At 51.7% G+C, this 17,223-nt stretch carries 12 protein-coding genes; 4 read left to right on the top strand and 8 right to left on the bottom strand.

Features of this window, described 5'->3' with window-relative positions:
* Nucleotides 1–251: 251 nt before the first annotated feature.
* From J2Y43_RS15585 to J2Y43_RS15575, 3 genes are read left to right on the top strand one after another with little or no spacing between them, the layout of a single operon-like run.
* Nucleotides 252–1,304: a glycosyltransferase family 2 protein gene (locus J2Y43_RS15585; RefSeq protein ID WP_309984225.1), complete on the top strand. Its 1,053-nt coding sequence runs from the start codon at nucleotides 252–254 to the stop codon at nucleotides 1,302–1,304.
* Between the two features lie 8 nt (nucleotides 1,305–1,312).
* Nucleotides 1,313–2,980 carry a glycosyltransferase family 39 protein gene (locus tag J2Y43_RS15580; protein WP_309984222.1) on the top strand — a complete coding sequence of 556 codons (1,668 nt, stop codon included), beginning with the start codon at nucleotides 1,313–1,315 and terminating at the stop codon, nucleotides 2,978–2,980.
* Between the two features lie 3 nt (nucleotides 2,981–2,983).
* Entirely contained in the window at nucleotides 2,984–3,853 is an 870-nt protein-coding gene (locus J2Y43_RS15575) for a lysylphosphatidylglycerol synthase transmembrane domain-containing protein (RefSeq protein WP_309984221.1), read from the top strand.
* A gap of 55 nt (nucleotides 3,854–3,908) precedes the next feature.
* On the opposite strand, the gene J2Y43_RS15570 is transcribed toward J2Y43_RS15575, so the two are convergent.
* The 7 genes from J2Y43_RS15570 to J2Y43_RS15540 form a co-directional block, all read right to left on the bottom strand.
* Nucleotides 3,909–5,405 carry a choice-of-anchor I family protein gene (locus J2Y43_RS15570; protein WP_309984219.1) on the bottom strand — a complete coding sequence of 499 codons (1,497 nt, stop codon included), beginning with the start codon at nucleotides 5,403–5,405 and terminating at the stop codon, nucleotides 3,909–3,911.
* A gap of 176 nt (nucleotides 5,406–5,581) precedes the next feature.
* Entirely contained in the window at nucleotides 5,582–6,421 is an 840-nt protein-coding gene (locus J2Y43_RS15565; RefSeq protein WP_309984217.1) for a ThuA domain-containing protein, read from the bottom strand.
* Nucleotides 6,418–7,902 (bottom strand): glycosyl hydrolase family 28 protein, encoded by a 1,485-nt coding sequence (locus tag J2Y43_RS15560; protein ID WP_309984214.1) that lies wholly within the window; start codon nucleotides 7,900–7,902, stop codon nucleotides 6,418–6,420. The genes J2Y43_RS15565 and J2Y43_RS15560 overlap by 4 nt, the downstream gene beginning before the upstream one ends.
* A gap of 145 nt (nucleotides 7,903–8,047) precedes the next feature.
* Nucleotides 8,048–9,481 (bottom strand): efflux transporter outer membrane subunit, encoded by a 1,434-nt coding sequence (locus tag J2Y43_RS15555; protein WP_309984211.1) that lies wholly within the window; start codon nucleotides 9,479–9,481, stop codon nucleotides 8,048–8,050.
* Nucleotides 9,471–12,677, bottom strand: coding sequence for an efflux RND transporter permease subunit (locus J2Y43_RS15550; RefSeq protein WP_309984209.1), 3,207 nt, complete (start codon nucleotides 12,675–12,677; stop codon nucleotides 9,471–9,473). Before J2Y43_RS15550 ends, J2Y43_RS15555 begins: the two co-directional genes overlap by 11 nt.
* 21 nt (nucleotides 12,678–12,698) lie before the next feature.
* A complete protein-coding gene (locus J2Y43_RS15545) occupies nucleotides 12,699–13,784 on the bottom strand; it encodes an efflux RND transporter periplasmic adaptor subunit (protein ID WP_309984207.1) in 1,086 nt (361 codons plus the stop codon).
* Nucleotides 13,785–13,940: 156 nt separating this feature from the next.
* Nucleotides 13,941–14,363 carry a hypothetical protein gene (locus J2Y43_RS15540; RefSeq protein ID WP_309984205.1) on the bottom strand — a complete coding sequence of 141 codons (423 nt, stop codon included), beginning with the start codon at nucleotides 14,361–14,363 and terminating at the stop codon, nucleotides 13,941–13,943.
* A 484-nt stretch (nucleotides 14,364–14,847) separates the two neighbouring features.
* On the opposite strand from J2Y43_RS15540, the gene J2Y43_RS15535 reads away from it, so the two are divergent.
* Nucleotides 14,848–16,263, top strand: coding sequence for a DUF4932 domain-containing protein (locus J2Y43_RS15535; protein ID WP_309984202.1), 1,416 nt, complete (start codon nucleotides 14,848–14,850; stop codon nucleotides 16,261–16,263).
* A 134-nt stretch (nucleotides 16,264–16,397) separates the two neighbouring features.
* Here the strand turns inward: J2Y43_RS15535 and J2Y43_RS15530 are convergent, their stop codons facing one another.
* Nucleotides 16,398–17,192 (bottom strand): TspO/MBR family protein, encoded by a 795-nt coding sequence (locus J2Y43_RS15530; protein ID WP_309984199.1) that lies wholly within the window; start codon nucleotides 17,190–17,192, stop codon nucleotides 16,398–16,400.
* Nucleotides 17,193–17,223 lie beyond the last annotated feature (31 nt).

Genomic DNA, 17,223 nt, shown 5'->3' with positions numbered 1-17,223 from the left:
ATCGAATTTAGTAAAATTATTAATGGAAATAGTATGATATCCCGATGATGTTTCGCAAGGTTTATCTTTGATTTTAATTCAATGTTTCCCCATTGTGGTCAAATAGAAAATAATCAGGATTTACGTATTGTATTTGTTATCAAATTGTTAGTTGTGCTGTTTGTGTAAACCAATAACCATCGATCCATTGTTGGCACCGAAAAGGACGCCGGCTGTCCTTACGCATCAACGACCACATTGTTTCGATTAGAATGGAAGGATTTTTCGATCTGCACGCATCGTATGATTTGTTTCCCGAAATAAGGAAAAACCATGGTTGCCAACTTTCAATTGTTATCCCCCTTTTCAATGAGCAGGATAATGTGCCCCATTTGCTCGATGCCGTGCGGGACACGATGAAGAACTTCGATTACGAGATTGTAGCGGTGGACGATGGTTCTACGGACAATACCGTAAAAATGCTGAAACAGGCCAGCGACGAGCGTTTGAAGGTGATTGTCATGACCCGTAACTTCGGGCAGACCAACGCCATGGCCGCCGGCATCACCCACGCTTCGGGCGAATACATTGTTACGCTCGACGGCGACCTCCAGAACGATCCGGCCGATATCCCCGCGATGCTCGACCACGCCCGCAGCGGGCATTGGGACATTGTGGCGGGCTACCGTGCAAACCGCCTCGATGGCTGGCTGCTTCGCAAACTACCCAGCCGTATGGCCAATGCCATGATCCGCAACCTCACGGGCGTACACCTGCGCGACTACGGCTGCACACTGAAAGTCTTTCGCAGGGAGGCCGCCGAACGCCTCGGGCTATACGGCGAGCTGCACCGGTTCATTCCCGTGCTGGGCAACATCACCGGCGCCCGCATGACCGAAGTGCCCGTGCGCCACCACAGGCGCCGCTTCGGGAAATCCAAATACGGCCTCGGTCGCACCACGCGCGTGCTGGGCGATCTGCTGCTGATGGTTTACATGCAGCGCTGGATGAAAAAGCCCATGCATCTTTTTGGGGCATGGGGCGGGAGCTTCCTGGTTGCAGGCATATTGCTGCTGCTCTGGCAATTGTTTCACCTGTTTTCGGGGACTACCGGTACATTGGCGGGCCTGGCACTGGCGCTTACCGGCATTGTGATCGTGCTCATGGGGCTGATCGCCGAAATGCTTATGCGCAGCTACTACGAGGGATCCGGCAAAACGCCGTACACCATCCGGGAGATTATCGAGCGGCCGGTCGAGCCTACTACCCGCAATGGCCACACGCCCAAACAGGAGCGCAGAACGAGCGAACCAGTGAGATCCTGAGATTTTTTATGCAAACACATCCGCCTTATATCCGGTATCTCTATGCCGGCCTTATCCTGTCGATTTACATCCTGGGCTTGCTACTGCCGCTGTTTGACAACGACAGCGCGCACCACGCGCTCATTGGCATGCATATGCACCTCACGGGCGACTACGTGAGCCTCATCGATCGCGGCCGCGATTACCTCGACAAGCCGCATATGCTCTTCTGGCTCTCCGCGCTGGGGGATATGTTGCTCGGAATCGGAACCTTATCGTACAAATTGCCGAGCCTGCTGCTGGCGATCCCCGGCATTTACGCCACATACCGGCTGGCTGGGCGGCTGTACGGCAGGCAAGCCGGTACGCACGCCGTGTTGATCCTCGTGTCTACACAGGCGTACATTCTTGCTCATAACGACGTCAGAATGGACGCATTGCTGCTTTCATTCATCATCACTGCCACCTGGCTGTTGTACGAATACACCGTTACATTGAAACCCGCTATGCTGATCGCAGGCACAGCTGTGCTCGCATTGTCGTTTTCGACGAAGGGCATGTCGGGAGCAGCGGTACCGGTGATCGCCGTCGGCTCGCAGCTGCTATACACCCGCAACTGGCGGTTCTTGTTTTCGCTGAAATGGGTTTGGGCCATACCGCTTTTCTTTGTATTCATCAGTCCGGTGCTATATGCCTATTATTTGCAATATGACCTCCATCCGGGCAAGGTCATTCGCGGGATAAGCCGTACTTCCGGCGTCGCATTTATCCTCTTTTACCAGAATACCGAGCGCCTCAACGGCGTGAACTGGGGAAGCTCCGGCGGAAACGACCCGTTCCTGTTTTTCCATTCATTGCTATGGGCACTTTTGCCCTGGTGCCTGCTGGGGTACTGGGCTGTTTTTAGAAGAGGGTTTACATTAATTAAAAGAAAATTTTCACCTGAAAAGGACAGCGAGGGACTCAGCTGGACGACGATTGTCGTGATGTTCTGCATTCTCTCGGCATCCAATTTCCGCTTGCCGCATTACCTCAATATCCTTTTCCCGTTTTTTGCGATCCTCATTGCCGGCGAGCTGGAAAAAGTCAATGCGGAGGGTACGGAAAGCAGGTTGCTCAATGGCATGCAGAAGTTCGTGGCAGTGGTTATGATCCTGCTGGGGCTGCTGATCAACCTCTATTTGTTTCCGGTGAAAGCATATGCCCTTATTTTGCCGGTTTTGCCGGCGCTGTATCTGGTATTTTACGAGTGGCGGGTGACCCAAGGCTGGCCGCACCGGTTGATAGGTATTTCGCTCAGCGCTTCGGTGCTGGTGAACGTGCTGATGAACGGCAATTTCTACTACGAACTACAAAGGTACCAGGCCGGGCAGCACATTGCCGCCAAAATCAGGAACCTCGGGCTGGAAGAGGATAATATTTACGTGATGAACTGGGAAAGTCCGACACTGAATTACTATTCCGGGTATTTTTACACGGAGGCCGATTCGGCAGCCCTTGTGTCCCGGAAGGATTTCTGGGTAGTGGGGCCGATCGACGAGATATTCGCATTACAGCAGGCGGGCGGGTTACAGGCGCGCGAGGCGTACCGCTACCTCGATTTTGATACAACCAAACTGAAACCCGGTTTTATCAACCCCCGAACCCGGCTGGATGCATGCAAGAATATTGGTCTCGTGCATTTGAAAAGAGACTGACGCATGATGAAGTACCTGAAATGGCTGCTGAAACTGTCGATCACGGTGGCACTCCTTTGGTGGGTTTTTAGCCGTATCGATCTGGAAAGCGTATCGCAGGCCATTGACAAGGCCGACAAATGGCTGCTGGCATTGGCGTTTGTGCCTTACCTGGCTTCCCGCATTACTGCGGCGGTGCGGCTCACTACTATCCTTCAAGCGCACGAAATAGGGCTGTCGCATTACGGCGGGCTGCATTTGCATTGGATCAGCATGTTTTACGGGATGTTCCTGCCCGGTGGGCTGGGGGGCGATGCCTGTAAGCTGCTCCGTTTGAAACAGCAGTTTCCGGCACATGGCACGATGCTGATTACCCGCATTCTGCTCTGGGACCGCATTATCGGTTTTGTGATGCTCGGGTTGCTGGCCGGCCTGATCGGGATGGTCAGTTTTTATGGCAATCCATTTATTGCCGCTATACCTGCATTGGCATTGCCGGGGGCAGGAGTGCTCTGGTGGAGCGCCAAAAAATGGCTGCCGGGTATTATTCCGGTGCTGGGCCGCACACTGCTGCTTTCATTCGGAACCCAGGTTTTTCAAATCATCTGCACTGGTTTCCTGCTTTATTCCATGGGCGAGACCAGCCATTGGGCCGATTACGCATTACTTTTCCTGCTTTCCTCCATCGCAACGGTGTTCCCGCTGAGCTTCGGCGGAATAGGTGTGCGGGAACTGGTGTATTTGCGCGGCTCGGTATTGCTGGGTGTTTCGGAGCCCATCGCGGTTACTGTCAGTGTTTTGTTTGATATTATTGTCACTGCCACGGCTGTTACCGGTGCGGCATTGGTAATAGGGGAGCGTTCCGAAGCATTGCCAGCGGCTGACGGGCATTAAACCCAAAAAGGCCGTCCGGATTCCCGGACGGCCCCATTCAATCGATACCGGCCTGTTACGGCTGGAAGAATTTCACTGTACCATCTTCCTCATTGCTTGTCACGAGCAGGCTTTTGCCGTTCGGGCTCTTGTCCGAAGGAATGAACAGTACCCCCTCGGGAGCGTCGCCTGTTTTGATAATTTGCAGGAATTGCGGTGCGCCCGGATTGCTCAGATCGTAAACGCCCACGGCGTCAACACGTTCCATGGCGATGAATGCCACCTGTTTGCCATTCATCCATCCCACAGTAACACCTTCGGGTTCAACGCCTTTGTCGTCCGAGCGGGTATCGTCGTAAATGCCGGCTTTGATCACCTCCTGTTCGAGCGAGTTACCCGATTCGTACACGCGCTTCATGTCCGCGGCATGGAAAATGCTGAAACCGCGCCCGCCGAAGCTGTAAACTTCTTCGTAAGTGCCGTCGTTTTCAAAATCGCCCCGCGTGCTGGTTACGCGCAGGCGGCCGAGGTTTGAAGCCTTTTTCAATTCGTCGCCATTCGGAAAGTATACCGGGTTCAGTTTGAGCGAGCTTACGCGTTTCTGCTCGTCGAACGTACTGTATTCCCGGGCGTCGCCTTCGTCGGCGGTGATTACGTACGGAGTACCGTTCACGCTGAAATAGGAGATCGCGTCAGGCAGGTAGAATGATTTGATCGGCCAGTTTCTCAGCTCCGCTTTCTGATCGTTATCACTCGGGTCGAGGGCGTTGAGGATGTAGCTGATATCCTTGGTTCCCAGCGCATGCAGGGCGAGGATCTTGCCGCTGATCAGGTCTATTACGGCCACGCCGTTGTTTTCCTGTAAGGTCACAAATGCCTTTTGGGAGTTGTCGGAAATCGCTACGTATTCGGGTTCGATATCCTGGGCAAGCGTAGCCTTAGGCCCGAACTTGCGGAAACCCTTCGCTGCCAATGCATTGTAATCATTCTCGAATCCTTCAAAAGTGAGGGTTTTAACACTGTAATCGTTCGTAACGTCGATAATGGAAACCGAACCCTCGGGATCCACGCTGTAATCGGCATTAGGCTCGCCTTCGTTGGCAGTTACGATAAACCGGCCGTCCGGGCTGAACGTCACCATATCAGGCAATGCGCCTACGGTGATTTGTTTGATCATTTGCAATGTGTTGGTATTGAGTACAATCACGCTGCCATTCGCCTGCTTGTTGGCCGCTTCGAGCGCGATCGCCAGCTTGCCGTTCGAAACCGCTACACTGTTGGCCACACCGCCCAGCGCCGAAACGTCGATGGGTTGCAGCTTGGTAATCGCCGGGAATGCCGAAAGATCGAGTACGTCCACGATGGCGGCCTTTTCGTTGTTCACCGTGAAAAGTCTTTTGGAAATGGGGTCATAGGCGGAGATTTCGGCGGCTGCCACATTCCCCAGGTCCACGCCTGCCACCTCTTTGAAAGCCGATGGATCTTCCTGTACCGGGTTTTGAGGGGCATGGTCGGTGCAACCATTCATGAGAGCTGCGGCAAGCAGCAGCGCCAGTAGAGATTTCTTTTGCATTTTGATTTGTGAGTAGTTTTGAAAACTAAAAATAATCACGCGTCAAAATGTCGGGGTGCCGCTTGGAGAGACTTAATAAAATGTTAATGCAGGGTATAATTTTGTGCCCCAAAAAGGCTCTTAGTCAATAGTTTGGTTAATATTATGGTAACAATTGCTTGATATTGCGAACGCATTCATAACCTGGCCGCCCAGGCGATCCCACCCATGATATGATTCATAGCTGTCGTATCGCTATAAGTAGCCGCATTATGCCCGATAGCCGTGTAAAACATCCTTCCTTTGCCGACTGACCGCGACCAGGCGATAGGATGATCGCCATGCATAGCTTTGGGCCAGAAGGCAGGGTAGGTGCTTTCATCGACGGCCAATAGCACTTGAAAACCAGGCTTCCCGCGCACATTTTCCTGGAAATTGTACCATTCATCCTTCTTCGACCAGCGGACAGGCAGGCCGTCGATAGCGGGATGCGAGCCGGGTTCGGTTACGATTTCGGCCTCGGGGACAGGGTAGGGCAAAAATGTGTGGCTGCGGAAACGTGTACCGAGCAGCGTGCCGTACCAATCCCATTTGTATTCGCAATCGGCGGCGGAATGGATGCCCACATAACCGCCGCCGTTTTCAATATATTGTTCAAATGCGCGTTGCTGCTCATCCGTCAGGAAATCGCCGGTGGGAGAGAGGAAGACCACCGCCCGGTAGGATTTCAGGCAAATTTCATGGAAATAGGCGCCGTTCTCCGTCGCTACTACTTCCCATCCCCGCTTTTGACCTGCTTTTTTAATAACCTTCACACCCGCTTCAATGGATGCATGCCGGTAGCCGTTTGTTTTGGAAAAAACCAAAATGGCTTTGTCGGTAGTGGCGACGCAATTTGCGGGAATAGCGCGTTCAAAAACCGGCTTTTGCCAAGGCAGCCAGCGCATGATGTGCATGGTATAGACCGCCGCGCTCGCTGCGAGGATCACAATCGCGGACAATATTTTCAAAGCTATATTCCGACGAACACGTCTCATTTCCTGATGATAACTCCGGTCGATTTATGGGTGTGAATGTGATTTTTAGCAACGTTCGGCGTGGCGACGCCCGGCTGCGTCACTTTTATGCCTTCAAATGTCGCCTCGTGGACATCGTCGGTAACGATGGCGGTACGGTAATCTTTCTTTTCGCAGGATAATGTGAGGTTGCTGATCCTGACATCCTTCGCGTGACGCATGTACAGGCCCCACGCGGGAAGTTCGTCGAACATCGAGAATTCGGGATAGAAGGTCGGCTTCTCCGGTACCTTATCCAGTTCATCCAGCCCGATTTTGGCGAACATCGGGTTGCCGCCACCCGGCATTTTGATTTCAATGTTTTTCAAGGTGACGTTGGTTATGATCGCATCCGGCATGCCTACAATGCCCGACGGTGAAATGTTGCGCGGCATGTCTTCAATAGGCCCCTCATATTCGTAGCCAGCATCTGGTTTCGTAGCGGGCACTTCCACGTACATATTAGATATGCTTATATTTTCCATCCTCCCCTTCCTCCCTTTCATCCTTTCTCCAATCCTTAAAAAGATCGCATTCCCGGTATTGTATGCCCTCAAACTGTCCACAATCACATTTTCCACAAAACCCCCATCCACAGCTTGCAGGGTGACGGCCGAACGGTAGGTATCGAAGATTTTTACATTATAGATTTTTACATTACTAAAACCGCCGTACGAAGCCGTACCGAACTTGATCCCATTGGCGCTCGACCGGATGGTGCAGTTCCTGACCAGTATGTTTTTACAAACTTTGGAAGCATCGTGTGATTTGAGGCAAATGCCGTCGTCGTCGGAATCAATAAAGGAGTTGGTAATGCTTACGCCGTCGCAGTCTACGATATCGACGCCGTCGTTGTTCCAGTAGGCTTTACTGTCGACGGTAATGCTGTCGATGGCCACGTTTTTGCATTGGTCGTAAATCTGCACCCAGCTGGATGAGTTCTGCATCGTCACGCCTTTGACATTCACATTCTCGCAGTTGCGTATGTACGCGAGCACAGGGCGCGTTTCGGCTTCGGGGCGGTCCTGGCGGAAAAGGTCCTTGATAAGCCCCTTATGGATCATGTCTACAATATTCCGGGCAATGTAGCGGCCCCGGCCGTCGATTACGCCCTGGCCGGTAATGCCGATATTCTGCTGGTCATGCGCGAAAACGATGGCGGTCCACACTTTTTTGTCATAATCCCAGGGATTCAGCGAGCCCAGGAGTACGGCGCCTTCTTCCAGGTGCAGGGTTACATTGGATTTCAGGTGAATGGAGCCGGTAAGGTAACGGCCCACATTGAACACCAGCCTCCCGCCGCCGTTTTGGGAAATGAAGTCGATCGCGTATTGAATGGAGCGGGTATTGAGGGTAATGCCGTCGGAATGGATGCCGAAAAGCGAGGTCCGGTAGTCTTTCGCTTGCAGTTGCAGGTAGGTAATGGTCAGCAGGGCAAAGGTGAGGAAATTTTTCAGGCTCATAGAAAAAAGGATTAGGTTGGTACAAGCGGTTACTTCACTCGAATCCTCGTAATAAGCTGATTTTGTGATGGAATTACCTGCAAAAAATAAAGATTCCCCCAGCCGGGAGAATCTTTATCAAAAAACCACATCCTAAGTTAATCGGTCAATTCCATCCACCTCCGAGTGCCCGGTAGATATTCACCATGGCATTCATCTGCTTCATTTTGGTTTCGATCAGTTCAAATTTTGATTCCAGCGCGTCGCGTTGGGTGAGCAACACTTCCATATAATCGGCGCGGGCCGAGGCGAACAACCGGTTTGAAATGGTGGTCGACTGGTTGAGTGCTTCCACTTCTTTCGTTTTCAGGTCGAAGCTTTTTTCGAGGTTGTTAATGTTCGAAAGCTGGTTCACCACTTCGATGTACGCATTCAGAACGGTACGCTCATAGTTGTAAATGGCCTGGATCTGGCGCGCATTCGCATTGGCATAACCCGCGCGGATCGCGTAACGGTTGATCACCGGACCCGCCAGGTCGCCGATGAGCGATCCCATGATCGACTCGGGTACGCGGGCGAGGTAAATCGGGCTGAATGCCTGGAAACCCAGGCTGGCCGACAATCCCAGCGAAGGATAGAAGTTTGCTCTCGCCACAGTTACATCGATTTTCGCCGCTTCCAGGTCGAGCTCCGCCTGCTTGATATCCGGGCGGTTTGAAAGCAATTGCGAAGGGATACCGGACTTCACCACGTTTGGAACGAGGTTTTCGAAACCCTGGCTGCTACGCTGTACCGGCTGCGGATAACGTCCAACGAGGAAGTTAATCCGGTTTTCGGTTTCGATGATCTGCTGCTGGATACCGTATTGCAGGTTTTGCGTTTTCAGCACCTGCGCTTCGAACCGGCGTACGGCGAGCTCGGTCACGCGGGTGGCTTCTTTCTCCATTCTTACGATTTTCAACGCATTGTTCTGGATGTCGATATTCTGACGGATGATGGCCAGCTGCGTATCCAATGCGAGCAGTTCGTAATAGGAGTTGGCGATTTCGGCTGCGAGGTTGGTCATCATGAAGTTCTTGCCTTCGATCGACGACAGGTACCGTGTTGCAGCTGCTTTTTTCGCATTGCGCAGCTTGTGCCAGATATCGACTTCCCAACGTGCCACTGCCGCGATGTTTACGTCGGGCAGCGGATCGGGCGTCTCTTTGCCCGGTTTGATGTCGGTAGTGGCTTCGCTGGCACCGATGTTGGTGTAGCGCGCCGCCTTTTCCACGCCGGCACCGCCGCGCAGGCCTACGAAGGGGAGGTATTCCCCCTTGCGCGCCTGGATCTCGTTTTGCGAGATCGCGATTTCCTGCATCGTAATGTTCAGTTCCTGGTTGTTCTTGAATGCGGTGTCGATCAGCGCATTCAGGTTGGGATCTGTGAAAAACGTTTTCCAGCTCACCTTGCCGGTGTTGGTGGAATCCTGTGAGCCGTTGAAGCTCACAGGTACCGCGCGGTTTTCCGTTTTCTGAGGCAGCGTCGGGATGTTACAGGCCTGGTAGGCCAGCCCGATGAACGCGATGCCGGCCCAATTCAATATTCTCTTATTTCGCATGTTCGTCTTTATCTTCTGATGTTGGGAAAGCGTCAATGGCGTGTACGAATCCTTCGGACAGTGAGCTGTCTTCTTCGTCGCGGATCAGTTTTCTGCCATCAGCCAGTTTGGCGAATATGTAGTACAAGCCCGGGATGATGATGACCCCGAAGACCGTACCGAACAACATGCCACCCATGGCGGATGAACCGATGGTACGGTTACCGATCGCACCGGCGCCGGTGGCCATGATCAGCGGGATCAGACCCGCCACGAATGCGAACGAGGTCATCAGGATCGGACGGAAACGTACTCTGGCGCCTTCAATCGCCGCTGCAAGGATAGTGGCTCCCTCGGCGCGCTTCTGCACCGCGAATTCCACGATCAATACGGCGTTCTTACCCAAGAGCCCGACAAGCATGATCAGACCGATCTGCGCATAGATGTTGTTTTCAAGGCCCATCAGTTTCAGCATAAGGAAAGATCCGAACACCCCGACAGGCAGCGATAATACAACCGCGAGCGGAATGATGAAGCTTTCGTACTGAGCCGCAAGTACCAGGTACACGAATGCCAATACGATCGCGAATACCACCACCGATTCGTTTCCGCGGATCGATTCGTCATAAGAAAGACCTTCGAATGCGATATCGTAACCTTTCGGAAGCGTTTTGGCCGCTACTTCACGGATCGCCGCGATGGCTTCCGCCGTGGTATAGCCTTTCGCAGGAAGTCCCTGGATCGCCGCCGAGTTATAGAGGTTAAAACGCGTGATCTCGTTAGGTCCCTGGCCTTTTTTCAGCTTCATGAACGAGGAGTAAGGCACCATTTCACCCGCCTCGTTTTTCACAAACAGTTTCAAAAGGTCGGTTGGGAGCCTACGGAACTGCGGATCGGATTGTACATATACTTTAAAGAACTGGTTGAACTTGATAAAACCCTGTTCGTAAGTACTACCGATCATGATGTTGAGGTTATCCATCGCTTTTCCGATCGATACGCCTTTCTGCATGGCCAGTTTGTTGTCGATTTCCAGTTCGTACTGCGGATAGTTTGCAGCGAAGAAGGTGAACAAACCGGTCAGCTCTTTGCGTTTGCCAAGGTTTTCAAGGAATTCCTTGTTGATTTTGTCAAACTCCTGGTAATCGGTATCGGTGTTTTTATCCAAAAGACGCATCGAGAAACCGCCGGACGTACCGAAACCTGGAATCGCTGGTGGTTCGAAGAATTCGACCGTCGCGCCGAGGCCTTTGGAAGCATGTTCGAGCTCTTCCATGATTTCTTTCACATTCTGCTCGCGCTCGTGCCATGGTTTAAGGTTGATCAAACAGGTACCCGCATTGGAACCGCGGCCTTCCGTCATGATCTCGTAACCGGCCAGCGATGATACCGATTCGATACCTTCCACTTCCTCGCATATCTTTTGCAGGCGACGCGATACTTCGTTGGTTTTTTCCAGGGTAGATCCCGGAGGTGTCTGGATGATCGCGTAGATCGTGCTTTGGTCTTCGTTAGGGATAAAACCTGCCGGTACAATGGAGTTGGCCCAGTAAATACCGAAACAGAACAGACCCAGAACGATGAATGTCACCAGACGGCGGGCTACGATCCTGTTGAGCAATGCTACATACCTGCCGGTAAGTTTTTCAAAACCGCGGTTGAATGCATCGATACCCTTGTCCATGATGGATTTCTTTCTCGGATGGCCGTGGTGGCTCTTCAAAAGCATCGCGCACAATACCGGCGTGAGCGTCAAGGCGATTAGCGCCGAGATAACGATGGAGCTGGCCATGGTAATGGAGAACTGGCGGTAGAATGTACCCACAGGGCCCGACATGAACGAGATCGGAACGAATACCGAAACCATTACCGCGGTGATCGCGATGATCGCACCGCTGATTTCGGCCAATACTTTTTTCACCGCATTGTAAGGCGTTATGCCGGGTTCCTCCTCAAACTTGGCGTGGACGGCCTCGACGACGACAATCGCGTCATCGACCACAATACCGATCGCCAATACCAATGCAAAGAGGGTGATCAGGTTAATCGATAGCCCGAATCCCTGTATCACGAAGAATGCCCCGACCAATGATACCGGAACCGCGAGGATCGGGATCAGGGTTGAGCGCCAGTCGCCCAGGAAGAGGAATACTACCAATGCCACGAGGATAAACGCATCGCGGAGCGTGTCGATTACCTGCTCGATAGACGCGTCGAGGAACTGGGAAACGTCATAGCTGATCTTGTAGTCGATGCCGGGAGGGAAGGAGGCCTTCATCACGTCGAGCTTTTTCTTCACTTCCTCGATCACGTCGCTCGCATTACTACCATAGTTCTGGCGCAAAACGATCGCGGCAGAAGCCTTGCCATCCAGGTTGGAGTAAATATCGAAGAATTCACTACCGAGCTCCACTTTTGCGATATCCTTCAAATGGATGCTTTCACCTTCCTTGTTGGCACGAATGATAATATCCTCGTATTCTTTCGGTTCGCTGTAACGCCCTTTGTAAGTCAATACGTATTCCAAAGACTGCGCGGCGATACCGGAGCTTTGTCCGATCCGGCCGGGACGACCGATGATACTCTGTTCAGCCAGCGACTTCATTACTTCTTCCACAGAAATGCTGTACGCACGCATGCGGTCGGGGTTGAGCCATACGCGCATCGCGTAACGGCGGCTACCGAGGATCTGCGCCCGCGCTACCCCTTTGGTCCGCTGGATTTCAGGGATCATTTTTACGGTAGCGTAGTTGAAGAGGAATTTCTCGTCGATGGTTTTCGATTTCGAGTACAGGTTGACGTACATCAACATACTCGGCTGGATAGGCGTGATAATTACCCCTTCACGCTGCACGAGTTCCGGGAGAAGCGGCATTACCTGGTCAACCCTTGTTTTTACCCTGATAACGGCATCGTTAGGGTCGGTACCGGGTTCGAAGATGATCCTTAGCGTGGCTTCACCGGCACTGGTGGCGTCGGTAGCGATGTAACGCATATCCTGAACACCGTTAATCGCCTGTTCCAGCGTAATGAGCGTGGATTTTACCAGTACGTCGGCACTTGACCCCGGGTAGGCGATAAAGATGTTAACAGTGGTAGGAGCAATGTCCGGGAACTGCGAGATAGGCAGTTTTTTGATAGCCAGTATACCAATAAAGACTATCATGACCGATATCACAATCGCGAATACAGGTCGTCGTATGAATTGATTAAACATATCTTTTGCTTTCGGACCTGATTATTCCGCGTACAGGCTTAGGTGAGAGATAACCGAATCGGGCTTCTGGAACTTGTAGCTGATCTTCTGGTTTTCGCGTACCTGGCGCAATCCTTCCAGCAATATTTTGTCGTCCTTTTGAAGACCGTGTGAAACCGCGAAAATGTGCGGCAATTCGGCAGCGATCGTGATCTCGCGTGACTGGACTTTGCCATCCTTGTCGATCACATAGCAGTATTTCTTTTCCAAAACCTCGAAAGTAGCTTTCTGCGGGATCAGCAGGGCGTCTTTCAATGGTACGCTGATCTGCACGTTACCCGTTTCGCCGTGGCGCAGCAAGCCTTTGGGGTTCGGGAACGTAGCCCGGAATGCGATGTTACCTGTTTCGTTATTGAAGTCGGCCTCGATGGTTTTCACCGCTCCGGTATGATCGAAGATTTTTTCGTTGGCCATTTTGAGTTTTACTTTCAGGAGGTTACCGTTGTCTTCACCCGATTTGTAATTCAGGTATTCGGCTTCCGGAACGTTGAAGTACACCCACATTTCGCTGTTGTCGGAGAGGGTTGTAAGCAGGTCGCCTTCATCCACGAGACTTCCCAACCGCACCTGAAAATGGTCCATGATGCCGTTGAACGGCGCGCGGATTTCAGTAAAGCCCAGGTGGGTTGCCGCCAGTCCCAGTTCCGCTTTCGCTTTATCGAGTTTCGCTTTGGCCAACGCGAGTTCGTTTTTGGAAACTACATTGCTGTCGGCGAGCGCCTTGGTGTTTTTGTATTCGATCTCGGCGAAGTTGGCTTCGGCTTGCGCTTTTTGTTGTTCAGCCTGGTACACCAGCGGCATGATCTGGAACATCAGTTGGCCTTTTTTCACGAACTGACCTTCATCCACATATATTTTTTGCAAATAACCTCTTTCCAATGCCCGCAGCTCGATGTGGCTGATAGCCCGGATCTGGCTCACGTACTCTTTGATGATGGTGGTGTCTTTCTGTAAGGGGCTTGTCACTGAATAGTTAACCGCTTCTTCTTTTTCTTCTTCGTGTTTGGATGTACAGCCTGTCTGATACAACAATGCACCCAAGCTCACGAGCATGAGAATTCTTTTCATGATGATTTTTGGAGTTAGCTAATTTGAATTTTTGATAGTTACTGTTCGTATGGGCGTGCCTGACGGCACAGTGTAAAGCAGCCGTGAGCTACCGGGGGAGATGGGCGCCACGACGACCGGATCGACAGGCCATAGGTAGCCTGCCGCTGAGCGGGATCAAATCCTGAGTACGCGAAGCCTCAGATATCGGCGGGAGGAATAAAGTGAGCCAAACCATCGAGTAGGTCGGGCCGTGGCGATGCTGTAAAAGGGAAAAAGCTGGCGCGAAGCAAATGCGGCTGCAAGAATGCCGCCGGCGCGGGGTGATTTTTTAAGGGAGAACGACTCGCTGGAATCTTCTTCTTTTTCTTCGGAAATGGTCCGTACAAATTCGGCAAACTTCCGCGCTGCGTCCGGGAGGCGGAACGCGGGGTCGTTATCGTCGAAAGCCTGTACAAAATTGGGATGTTCCGATTGGGCAAGAACCTGAATAGGAGACAGGCAAGCCTGCCGCTCCTGCGAGCCCGCATACATATTGCTGTATCCGTCCACCAGGAGAATGCACAGGGGCAGGAGGTATTTCAGCAATTCTTTGATCATCTTAACGGGTCGCTATTGAGTCTTTTGTATAATTTGAAGCCGCATGGGAGCGGCTTTAATCGGTAACTTTATTTCAAGTCTTTGAAAATGAGCATGCATTTGGGCGCTGTTCGTGCGGCGCGGGGTTTGTAAATTGTTCTTTTCGTAGGTGTGTGTCGCTTATACGCATACAAAAACCGCACTTCATCCTTAACTCTATGTTAAAAGGAGGTTAAAAAGGGATTAAAATCTTCGAATGGCTATTGCGCGTGATTCTGCGGTGCCGCAGCAGGAATGTTTTGGATAAAATATTCTTATAATTATTATATTATTGGTTACATTGGACGAGCTTGTGCAGAGCTCCTGCGTCGCATAAGCTATTTGCAGGCCTCCGGCCCGTCGATACATGGCGGTGTTTCATTCCTGAGCGGCCGGAGGCCTGCGAATGGTAGGCACGAAGCAAGAGCTTCGCGCCTTGGCTTTGAAACTCTAAATGTATTTCGATATGCTTTTCAGATGCATCTGCTTTGCGTGCTTCCTGCTGCCGGCAATGGTAGCAGCACAATCCAAAACATTTTTTCATAAGGATACGCTGAAAATTGCAGCGACTTCTGTCGGCGTGCGGTTCAACCATATGAAGGCGCCGTTGATGCTATCCGGCAAAAAATATGAGATCATTGACCTGGGGTCGGATGGAGCGCCAGGCAAGACTGTGACCGTTTACCTCGAAAATGACTCCATTCAAATACGGAACGATAACTTTCCTTATGAAGAAAAGCATTTCTTCCCGCTGCAACTGGCTGGGAAGAACTACAAATTGCGGCTGCGTTTCAACAACGTGACGGCCTCATTTCCATATGCCTATATTCGTGAAAACCGCGGACGAGCGCTGGTTGAGGTTCCGGAAACTTTTGAATTGGCCAATATCTTGCTAATGCTCTCCCCTTCGGCGAAAAAGATGGGCGGTATGGTAGATTCCGGTCAGTATCACGACGAAGTCATGGCGTATTTCAAACCGTATTTAGGGCACCCGGTTTTCAAGGCTTTGGATGTTCGCGAGGCAGAATATTCAAATAACTACTATGAGTTCAGGGATAACAGCATCTGTTACGAGTTTAATGGAGACCAATTGATGCCTACCCAGTATTTTCTTGTCTACGGATCGGACGATTCAACCTATTCCAATGCATTCCGCAGTAATGTCGGACTCGTTGCGGATTTTGCCAGGCAGTCGAATTTCAGGGCTTTTTATCAAAGCCATTTACCGTATTATCGTCAGCTTATAGCCCAGCAAGCGGAGTGGAGTGATGTGGCAGGAATGCAGCGATGGCTGGGTAAGCAATTCTCGCATCGTGGATTTGATACCTCCAGGCTGATTTTTTCACCCATCATCAATTCCCGGCACAGCACGCAGCAGTTCGGAGGATCCGATGAGAATGGCAGGTCATTCTACGAGATGGTCCTGTTTGTCAACGGGCCTAACTTATACAATATGGCGCCGGACCTGAATGAGCAACAATGTCGCGGCGTATTGGCAGGCATTATTTTCACGGAAGTAGATCATAATTACGTGAACCCGAGAACGGATAGTTTCAAAGGTGAGATAGACAGTATTTTTGCCAGCAGAGACTTTTGGGCTCCTGTTTCCAAGACTTCTTTTTATTCAAAGCCCGCGTACATTTTCAATGAGTACATGACCCACGCGCTGTTTTCGCTTTACGCGATCGATACCTTCGATGCATCGACGGCAAAATTTCTGATTGCCAGGCGTGAAGCCCTGAATGTCGAAGGGCGGGGCTTCGCGAAATTCAGAGAATTCAATGCGGCTTTGATGAAGATAAAAAAGGAAAACCCGGATACACCGGTAGCGGATTTATACCCAAAAATCATAGATTGGTGCCGGTCGTTTGCGGTGCGGTAACGCTGGTGCAAAGCTCCGACTTTGCACACCCTATTCGCAGGCCTCTGGCCGGTCAGGAATGCAACATCGTGATATATCGACTGGCCGGAGGCCTGCGAATAGTACGCACGAAGCAAGAGCTTCGCGCCGTGGTATCATCTTCGCGCCATTTTCGCTTCTTCCAGGAAATGCTTTCCGCGGTTGCGGTAGGCGTGGATTCCGTTGCTGATCAGGATAATTGCGGAAACAATGAGCGCCGTATTGACGACCGCCGGCGTGGTGCCCCAGTTGGCCACTGCAACGGCTATCAATGCCCAAACCCCAACCATCGCCGATTCGCGCAGGTTGCGTGCCCACGTGAGGCCCAGGTATACGATGCCCGCGACGCAGATCATGATCACAGTCCACGTTACGGGTGAGAGGCCGAAACCGTTCCAGCCGATTTTGGTAAACCAGGCCGCTATGTTGGCGATGAGCGCTACCGAGATCCAGCCAAGGTAAATGGCGAAAGGCCACCAGGTCAATGCTATTTTTTTAATGGGTATCACATCCATTTCCATGCGTGTGCGAACGATGATGAGCCACAGCGACGCCAGCAGTACGATCATGATCAGTACCGACAAGCCCGTGAAATCGTACAGCCACGCCATGACCCATGCCGAGTTGGCAACGCAGGAAATCACAAACAGCCAGCCGATCTTTTCCACTACTGCGGGAGTTTCGCGCCTGCCCGAAATACCGCGCGCCTGGTACACGACAAATGCAGCCAGCAACAGGTAAATCAAGCCCCAGATGGAGAATGCGTAGCCCGAGGGCGTGAAGAAGTTCTGGTACCGGGCCGAAACGCTGGCCATCGTGCTGTTGTTGAAAATGCCGGTATTCGACAGGTAGTTCACCACCATGGTGGCTATCAACGCGATGATGTTGGCTGCTTGCAACGTTCTCTTCATAGTTTTTGCGGATTCTTTTTGATGTAATGAC

Source organism: Dyadobacter sp. BE31, assembly GCF_031457695.1.
Taxonomy (GTDB): Bacteria; Bacteroidota; Bacteroidia; order Cytophagales; family Spirosomataceae; genus Dyadobacter.
This window is presented reverse-complemented; position numbering and strand designations above follow the sequence as displayed.

What these genes read in the sequence shown, in the direction of transcription:
- J2Y43_RS15585 (WP_309984225.1), top strand. Translation starts at nt 252, where the DNA reads ATGGAAGGATTTTTCGATCTGCACGCATCGTATGATTTGTTTCCCGAA.
- J2Y43_RS15580 (WP_309984222.1), top strand. Translation starts at nt 1,313, where the DNA reads ATGCAAACACATCCGCCTTATATCCGGTATCTCTATGCCGGCCTTATC.
- J2Y43_RS15575 (WP_309984221.1), top strand. Translation starts at nt 2,984, where the DNA reads ATGATGAAGTACCTGAAATGGCTGCTGAAACTGTCGATCACGGTGGCA.
- J2Y43_RS15570 (WP_309984219.1), bottom strand. Translation starts at nt 5,405, where the DNA reads ATGCAAAAGAAATCTCTACTGGCGCTGCTGCTTGCCGCAGCTCTCATG.
- J2Y43_RS15565 (WP_309984217.1), bottom strand. Translation starts at nt 6,421, where the DNA reads ATGAGACGTGTTCGTCGGAATATAGCTTTGAAAATATTGTCCGCGATT.
- J2Y43_RS15560 (WP_309984214.1), bottom strand. Translation starts at nt 7,902, where the DNA reads ATGAGCCTGAAAAATTTCCTCACCTTTGCCCTGCTGACCATTACCTAC.
- J2Y43_RS15555 (WP_309984211.1), bottom strand. Translation starts at nt 9,481, where the DNA reads ATGCGAAATAAGAGAATATTGAATTGGGCCGGCATCGCGTTCATCGGG.
- J2Y43_RS15550 (WP_309984209.1), bottom strand. Translation starts at nt 12,677, where the DNA reads ATGTTTAATCAATTCATACGACGACCTGTATTCGCGATTGTGATATCG.
- J2Y43_RS15545 (WP_309984207.1), bottom strand. Translation starts at nt 13,784, where the DNA reads ATGAAAAGAATTCTCATGCTCGTGAGCTTGGGTGCATTGTTGTATCAG.
- J2Y43_RS15540 (WP_309984205.1), bottom strand. Translation starts at nt 14,363, where the DNA reads ATGATCAAAGAATTGCTGAAATACCTCCTGCCCCTGTGCATTCTCCTG.
- J2Y43_RS15535 (WP_309984202.1), top strand. Translation starts at nt 14,848, where the DNA reads ATGCTTTTCAGATGCATCTGCTTTGCGTGCTTCCTGCTGCCGGCAATG.
- J2Y43_RS15530 (WP_309984199.1), bottom strand. Translation starts at nt 17,192, where the DNA reads ATGAAGAGAACGTTGCAAGCAGCCAACATCATCGCGTTGATAGCCACC.